Raw genomic sequence first — 1,040 nt, forward strand, 5'->3', positions numbered from 1 at the left:
TAGGTAATGCCCACGGGGCGCTTACAAAAAGCCGTCAGAACCACTGGCTTTGACGGCTTTTTATTCTATGACAGGTAGAGGCTTCAATTTTCAGCGCGATAGGTCCATGAAAACTTAAGTGAGATTCCAATCACGTCGCATAATCTCACTAGTGTCATTGGAAATAAATGAATTGTTTCTGATACATAGAACGTATTAACATGGTTGCACTAGGCCCATATGAGTAAACTTATTGAATATACAATTTGAGAGAGAGGGTTTAGTTTTAAAAAATAACAGTTAGTTGGAATCTAGGTTAAATGAAAATAAAACTATTTAAAAAGCTACAAGTTGTATTTCTTGTGGTGTCAGCATCTTTAATGGTGGGGTGTTCGTCTATAGATGCGCATGCTGGTGGCGGATACGGAAAGCCGTTTTCAGGCACCGCGTTATCAGTCGCACGACAACCTTGCTATTTAAGAGCTGATATTACTTCTATCGCGTTATACCCACTATCATTGATTGACATTCCTTTGTCGTTAGCAACGGACGTTGTGTTTCTTCCTGTTGATTTAGTCATGGTAGTTACGCCAACAACGAGTTATGGCGGTGTTGTTTCTCTAGGTTGTCCAAGCGGAAGCATGATCTAAAACGCTTATTTTATTCAAATAAATGGAAGGAAATGAAAGTGGAATTAAAAAATAACTATTCAGAATCAGAAATAAACCAGCCACCATCGGTACTTCTTGTTACGTCTCTGTTGTGTCTGGCGTCCGTTTGTTGGGCTGCATTGCTGTTGGCCATTGAATATATTGTTGGGATAGAAATGAGTGGTACAGGCTTTCTTAGCACGTTAATCCCAGCCATGAGTGTTGGTTATTACTTCGGCTACAAGACTGGAGATGTAATGCCATCAAAAACAAGATGGTATGCTGTTTTACTGTGGACTTTAGCAAGTTTGGCAGTGTTCTCTCTTATCTTAATGTCGTTAGATATTTCTCCGTTTTATTTATTATCTGAGCTCGGTGGGGTAAGTATTTTTATTGCTATCATAATGCTAA

At 39.1% G+C, this 1,040-nt stretch carries 2 protein-coding genes; both read left to right on the forward strand.

Annotated elements, in window-relative coordinates:
* The first annotated feature begins 299 nt into the window (after positions 1 to 299).
* Positions 300 to 629, forward strand: a complete 330-nt coding sequence (locus IQR33_RS15090; RefSeq protein ID WP_017820979.1) for a YceK/YidQ family lipoprotein — start codon at positions 300 to 302, stop codon at positions 627 to 629.
* A 32-nt stretch (positions 630 to 661) separates the two neighbouring features.
* Positions 662 to 1,040: ABZJ_00895 family protein (locus IQR33_RS15095; RefSeq protein WP_193843797.1), on the forward strand; the 379-nt coding region annotated here is incomplete at its 3' end.

This window comes from Vibrio sp. OPT46 (assembly GCF_015163535.1).
Lineage (GTDB): Bacteria > Pseudomonadota > Gammaproteobacteria > Enterobacterales > Vibrionaceae > Vibrio > Vibrio alginolyticus.

Excerpts from the sequence above, each read along its gene's own strand:
- IQR33_RS15090 (WP_017820979.1), top strand. The coding sequence starts at position 300 with ATGAAAATAAAACTATTTAAAAAGCTACAAGTTGTATTTCTTGTGGTG.